The sequence below is a fragment of the Streptomyces sp. IBSBF 3136 genome (genome assembly GCF_036815105.1).
Classification (GTDB): Bacteria; Actinomycetota; Actinomycetes; order Streptomycetales; family Streptomycetaceae; genus Streptomyces.
This window is the reverse complement of sequence record NZ_JAJSZC010000340.1, coordinates 1-5,918: the sequence shown is the minus strand read 5'-3', so window position 1 is coordinate 5,918 and position 5,918 is coordinate 1. Positions and strand designations below refer to the sequence as shown.

Sequence of the window (5,918 nt, the reverse complement as noted above, 5' to 3'; positions counted from 1 at the left end):
CCCCCCCCCCCCCCCCCCCCCCCCCCCCCCCCCCCCCCCCCCCCCCCCCCCCGGCTCAGGTGATGCGGGTGTGTGTGGGTCAGCTGCCGTTGTAGGTGCCGGACTCCACGGCCTTCCACGCACCACCCGTGACGGAGTACACGGTCAGCTGCTTGTTGGTCGCGTCACCGTACTCGTCGAAGGAGACCTTGCCGGTTACACCGTCGAAGGAGACGCCCTGCATCGCGGCGGTGACCTTCGCGCGGGCGTCGGACGGCAGCTTGCCGCCGTTGTCGTCGACGACCTTCTTCACGGCCTCGATGATCGACCACGCCGAGTCGTAGGAGTAACCGCCGTACGCCGCGTACGCCTCCTTGTAACCCGCCGCCTTGTAGTTGTCGACGAACTCCTTGGCGGAGTCGAGCGTCTCCACCGGCGCGCCGACCGAGGTGGCCAGGTCACCGGTGCCGGAGGCGCCGGCCAGCTTGATGAAGTCGTCGGCGTAGATGCCGTCACCGCCGACCAGCGGGATCTTGGCGCCGGCGGCCTTGATCTGCTTGCTCAGCGGGCCGGCCTGCGGGTACTCGCCGCCGTAGTAGACGACCTGCGCACCGGAGTTCTTCACCTTGGTGGCGACCGCGGAGAAGTCCTTGGTGTCGGGGTTGATGTGCTCGGTGCCGACGATCTTGCCGCCGAGCTTCTTGAACTCGTCGGTGAACGTCCCGGCCAGGCCGGCGCCGTAGGTCTTCTTGTCGTCGATGACGAAGGCCTTGGTCTTCTTGGCCTTGTTGAAGACGTACTGGGCGGCGAACGGGCCCTGGATGGCGTCCGTGGTCGCGGTACGGAAGTACGACTTGTACTGGCGCGTCTTCGACTTCCGCCAGTCGGGGCCCTGGGTCAGGTCGGGGCTGGTGTTCGCCGGGGAGACCTCGACCAGCTTGGCGTCGTCGAACACCTTCTGCATCGACTGGGCCACGGAGGAGTTCAGCGGGCCGACGACACCGAGGACGTCCTTCTCGCCGACGAAGCCGGTGGCGTTCGTCTGGCCCGAGGAGGGCTGCGCCTGGTCGTCCTTCGCCTCGATCTTGAAGGTGACGCCCTTGACGTAGTTCTTCTTGTTGGCCTGCTTGGCCGCCAGGTCCACCGAGTTCCTGATGCCCAGGCCGAGCGCGGACAGGTCGCCGGTCAGCGGGGCGTCGACGCCGATGACGACGGTGGTGCCGCCGTTGCCGGAGTCCGAGCCCTTGTCGCCGCTGTCGCGCGAGCCGCAGGCGGTGAGGGTGAGTGCTCCCGCCGCCAGGGCGGCGGTGATGGCGATGAGCGAACGTTGACGCACGATCAGTCCTTTCCCCAGAACGGCCGCTTCCCCGTGGAGGCGGTCGAGCCGCTGCGCCAGGCCGAAGAGAGAATCCGACGGCGCGGTGACTGGCCGTGACTCTAGGCGCGTGTGGGGAACGTGGAGGAGGGTCTGACCGATGCTGTGACGCTCTTGTTATGACACGAGGTAATGCAGAGCGGTACGCCGTGGGGAGAACGCCGGAATTCAAGCCGATTCGCCCTGTCCGCATGGTGAGAACCCGCAGGACGGTCCCTGATCCGTTCAGGTGTCTCAGGGGTTTTGGTGATTACCTGATGCTGTTGCTGCAGGCGACTTTCAGACCGGTGGAGAGGTGCTGCGCGTACCGCCGGCCGAGGATGAAACTCTGATTCTGTATTGCGCGCGTATTACGCAGAGTTACTTCCAGGAATGGCAGTCCGGCGTCCTTCGGCACCTTTCCGCAATCCGTCACATGCATGGTTATGGTGATCTTGCGGGGAGAGCCCGCCTTTGTCCGGAACGGGGTGCGCGGCTCGGTGGTCAGCCGGAGCCCGGCGTAGGGCTGCCCCACCCGGCTGACGGTGACCGGCGGTCCCGCGTCCACGGTCAGCAGCACGTCGAAGCGGAATCCGCCGGCCGGCGCCCCGGCCCCGGAGGTTCCGTCCCGTAGATAAGAGATCGTCATCACCTGCGCCGGATACCGAACTTGGGGCAGCGGCGGTTGCTGCGGGCGGGTCGCGTACAGGTAGCCGCCACCCGCTACGGCGATCACCGCCGCCGCGGCGGCGAGGGCGGCGCGGCGGTGCCGGGCGTACAGGGCCGCGAGCGGTGTGCGCCTCCGGCCGACGGCCTCCCACTCCGCGGCGTCCCACGCGCGCGTGCCCTCGCCGGGCTCCAGGGGGCCCGTGCCGCTCATCGCCAGGGCCCTCCGCTCGGCACGCCGTGCCGGTACCGCTCGGCGCACGCCCCGCGTGCCTGACGATCGATCAAGTCGTGCGCCGCTGCCGCCCCTTGGTGGCGCTCGGCCGCCCGCGCCGCGTCCACGACGGTCCGCAGGATCTCGTACTGCCCGTTGGACAGCCCCATCGACTGGTAATCCCCGTAGGTGCCGCTGTCGAGCACCTTGCGTGACCAGCGGGCGACGATCTCGGCGCACAGCCGCGCGTCGGCGGACAGCGAGGGCGCGGAGGGCGGTGAGGTGGCGGGCGGTGACGCGGAGGCCCGCGACGGGGAGGGTGAGAGCGCGGCCGAGGCGGAGCCGTGGGCCGCGCGGCCGGGGCCGTCCGGCCCACCGGGTCCGCCCGTGGAAGGGCCCGCGCCGCCCGTCCGGCCGCAGCCGGCCGTCGACAGCGGCGCGGACAGCGCCAGTCCGAGCGCCAGGAGCCGCGCCCCCCGCCGGGCGCCATCGAGCCGTCGGCTTCCGAGCCGTCCCATGTGCCGAAGCTAAGCGGCGGGACGGCCCGGGGCAACGGCCCGGCGGGGACCCTTTTCCGCCACGGGCGGCGCGGCGGGTGCCGGCGGCCGCCTCCCCGGCGGCCCGGCGCCCGGGACGCTCAGTCGCCGGCCGGGCGGACGGGGGCCTCGTCACCGGGCCGGACGTCGCGCAGCAGGCAGGTCAGCCGGGCGCTGCACACCCGGCGGCCCTCCTCGTCACTGATCACGATCTCGTACGTCGCCGTCGACCGGCCCCGGTGCACGGGCGTGGCCACGCCGGTGACCAGGCCGGAGCGGACCCCGCGGTGGTGGGTGCAGTTCAGGTCCACACCGACCGCGATCTTCGAGCTGCCACCGTGCAGCATCGCGCCGACCGAGCCCAGGGTCTCCGCCAGCACCGCCGAAGCGCCCCCGTGCAGCAGTCCGTACGGCTGGGTGTTGCCCTCGACCGGCATGGTGCCCACGACCCGCTCCGCCGAGGCCTCCACGATCTGGACGCCCATCCGCGTGCCCAGGTGACCCGCCGAGAACAGCGCGGGCAGGTCCACACCGAGCGCGGCGTACTCGTCGAGGACCTCCTGCGGGAATGTCACCTGCTGCTGCTCACCCATGGGCCCGGCTCCGTTCGTCTTGCGCCTGTCTACTGGCTGAGCAAACGCTCAGTCGGTCGCCGATTGTTCCAGACGGGCCTGAGGACGGCTCGACAGGTGCAGCTCCGGCACCCCCGCCGCCTCCTGCGCGGCCCGCCCCGGCGCCTGCGGCTGCTCCAGGCGGACCACGACCGACTTGCTCGCCGGGGTGTTGCTGGTGTCGGCGGTGGCGTCCAGCGGCACCAGCACGTTGGTCTCCGGGTAGTACGCCGCCGCGCAGCCCCGGGCCGTCGGGTAGTGCACCACCCGGAAGCCGGGCGCCCGCCGCTCCACGCCGTCCTTCCACTCGCTCACCAGATCCACGTACGACCCGTCGGCGACCCCGAGGGCCCGCGCGTCCTCGGGGTGCACCAGCACCACCCGGCGCCCGCCGGTGATGCCCCGGTAACGGTCGTCCAGGCCGTAGATCGTGGTGTTGTACTGGTCGTGCGAGCGCAGTGTCTGCAGCAGCAGCCGGCCCTCGGGCAGCTCCGGGCACTCCACCGGCGCCGCCGTGAAGTTCGCCTTGCCGGTCGCCGTCGGGAAGCGCCGCTCGTCGCGCGGCGCGTGCGGCAGCGCGAAACCGCCGGGCCGCGCCACGCGCGCGTTGAAGTCCTCGAAACCGGGGACCACGCGCGCGATGCGGTCGCGGATCGCCGCGTAGTCCTTCTCGAACTCCGCCCACGGCACCTTGCTGTCCGCGCCGAGCACCCGGCGCGCGAGACGGCACACGATCGCCGGCTCGGACAGCAGCCGCGGGCCCGCCGGGGCGAGCCGGCCGCGCGAGGCGTGCACCATGCCCATGGAGTCCTCGACGGTCACGAACTGCTCGCCGCCGTCCTGCACATCGCGCTCGGTCCGGCCCAGCGTCGGCAGGATCAGGGCACGCGCGCCCGTCACCACGTGCGAGCGGTTCAGCTTCGTCGACACGTGCACGGTCAGCCGCGCGCGCCGCATGGCCGCCTCGGTGACCTCCGTGTCGGGGGAGGCGGAGACGAAGTTGCCGCCCATGGCGAAGAAGACCTTCGCCTCGCCGTCCCGCAGCGCACGGATCGCCCGTACGACGTCGAAGCCGTGCTCGCGCGGCGGCGCGAACCCGAACTCCCTCTCCAGCGCGTCGAGGAAGGCCGGCGCGGGCCGCTCGAAGATGCCCATCGTGCGGTCGCCCTGCACGTTGGAATGGCCGCGCACCGGGCACACGCCCGCCCCCGGGCGGCCGATGTTCCCGCGCAGCAGCAGGAAGTTGACCACTTCCCGGATGGTCGGGACGGCGTGCTTGTGCTGGGTGAGGCCCATGGCCCAGCAGACGATGGTCCGCTCCGAGGCGAGCACCATGCCGAGGGCCCGCTCGATCTCCGCGCGGGTGAGACCGGTGGCCGCGAGCGTCTCGTCCCAGTCGGCGGCGCGGGCGGCCCGCGCGAACTCCTCGAAGCCGTGGGTGTGCTCGCGCACGAACTCCTCGTCGACCGCGCCGTCCGCCTCCAGTACCAGCTTGTTCAGCAGCCGGAACAGGGCCTGGTCACCGCCGATGCGGATCTGCAGGAACAGGTCGGTGAGGGCGGCGCCCTTCAGCATGCCCTTCGCCGTCTGCGGGTTCTTGAACCGCTCGAGACCGGCCTCCGGCAGCGGGTTGACGCTGATGATCTTCGCGCCGTTCGCCTTGGCCTCCTCCAGCGCCGACAGCATGCGCGGATGGTTCGTCCCGGGGTTCTGCCCGGCGACGATGATCAGGTCGGCCCGGTGCAGGTCCTCCAGCAGGACACTGCCCTTGCCGACGCCGATGGTCTCGGAGAGCGCGGAGCCGGACGACTCGTGGCACATGTTCGAGCAGTCGGGAAGGTTGTTGGTGCCCAGCTCGCGCGCGAACAGCTGGTACAGGAACGCGGCCTCGTTGCTGGTCCGCCCCGAGGTGTAGAAGACGGCCTCGTCGGGGGAGCCGAGGGCGGTGATCTCCTCGGCGATGATGTCGAAGGCGCGCTCCCAGCTGACCGGCTCGTAGTGGTCGCCGCCCTCGGGCAGGTGCATGGGGTGGGTGAGCCGGCCCTGCTGCCCCAGCCAGTAGCCGCTCCTGGTGGCCAGGTCGGCCACGGAGTGCGCGGCGAAGAACTCGGGGGTGACCCGGCGCAGGGTGGCCTCCTCGGCGACCGCCTTGGCGCCGTTCTCGCAGAACTCCGCCTTGTGCCGGTGCTCGGGCTCCGGCCAGGCGCAGCCGGGGCAGTCGAAGCCGTCCTTCTGGTTCACGCGCAGCAGCGTCAGCGCCGTGCGCCGCACCCCCATCTGCTGCCGGGCCATGCGCAGGGTGTGCCCGACGGCGGGGAGCCCGGCCGCCGCGTGCTGCGGCTCCGCGACCTGCGGCGCGTCCTGAACCGGATCACCCTTGGGCGGCTTCGTCGCCATCGCACGGTCCCCTTCGACTGCGTGTGGAAGTACCCGGCGATCCTCCCACGCGCCACCGACAGCCATGCGCGCCGGTCCGGCCAGGTCCGGCGGCCGGTGCGAGGGCGCGTTCGCGAACCGGTGCGGGGGCGAACCGGGCGGGCGCGGGGGGCGGTGTGGGC

General features: G+C 71.8%; 5 protein-coding genes. All 5 read right to left on the bottom strand.

From position 1 onward, the window contains the following. Nucleotides 1-79: 79 nt before the first annotated feature. The 5 genes from V7E45_RS38220 to V7E45_RS38200 all read right to left on the bottom strand — a co-directional run bounded on the left by V7E45_RS38220 (nt 80) and on the right by V7E45_RS38200 (nt 5,757). The gene (locus V7E45_RS38220; protein WP_333778879.1) at nt 80-1,315 is read right to left on the bottom strand and encodes a branched-chain amino acid ABC transporter substrate-binding protein; all 1,236 of its coding nucleotides are present in this window, start codon (nt 1,313-1,315) and stop codon (nt 80-82) included. Between the two features lie 289 nt (nt 1,316-1,604). Next, entirely contained in the window at nt 1,605-2,213 is a 609-nt protein-coding gene (locus tag V7E45_RS38215) for a Tat pathway signal sequence domain protein (protein WP_333778878.1), read from the bottom strand. Continuing rightward, nucleotides 2,210-2,731, bottom strand: coding sequence for a hypothetical protein (locus tag V7E45_RS38210; protein WP_333778877.1), 522 nt, complete (start codon nt 2,729-2,731; stop codon nt 2,210-2,212). The genes V7E45_RS38215 and V7E45_RS38210 overlap by 4 nt, the downstream gene beginning before the upstream one ends. Before the next feature lie 119 nt (nt 2,732-2,850). After that, nucleotides 2,851-3,342, bottom strand: coding sequence for a PaaI family thioesterase (locus V7E45_RS38205; RefSeq protein WP_333778876.1), 492 nt, complete (start codon nt 3,340-3,342; stop codon nt 2,851-2,853). Nucleotides 3,343-3,390: 48 nt separating this feature from the next. Further along, a complete protein-coding gene (locus tag V7E45_RS38200) occupies nt 3,391-5,757 on the bottom strand; it encodes an FdhF/YdeP family oxidoreductase (protein ID WP_333778875.1) in 2,367 nt (788 codons plus the stop codon). Between the last annotated feature and the right edge of the window lie 161 nt (nt 5,758-5,918).

Bases quoted from the DNA above. Each gene is read 5' to 3' on its own strand.
- V7E45_RS38200 (WP_333778875.1), bottom strand. From the start codon at position 5,757: ATGGCGACGAAGCCGCCCAAGGGTGATCCGGTTCAGGACGCGCCGCAG.
- V7E45_RS38210 (WP_333778877.1), bottom strand. From the start codon at position 2,731: ATGGGACGGCTCGGAAGCCGACGGCTCGATGGCGCCCGGCGGGGGGCG.
- V7E45_RS38205 (WP_333778876.1), bottom strand. From the start codon at position 3,342: ATGGGTGAGCAGCAGCAGGTGACATTCCCGCAGGAGGTCCTCGACGAG.
- V7E45_RS38215 (WP_333778878.1), bottom strand. From the start codon at position 2,213: ATGAGCGGCACGGGCCCCCTGGAGCCCGGCGAGGGCACGCGCGCGTGG.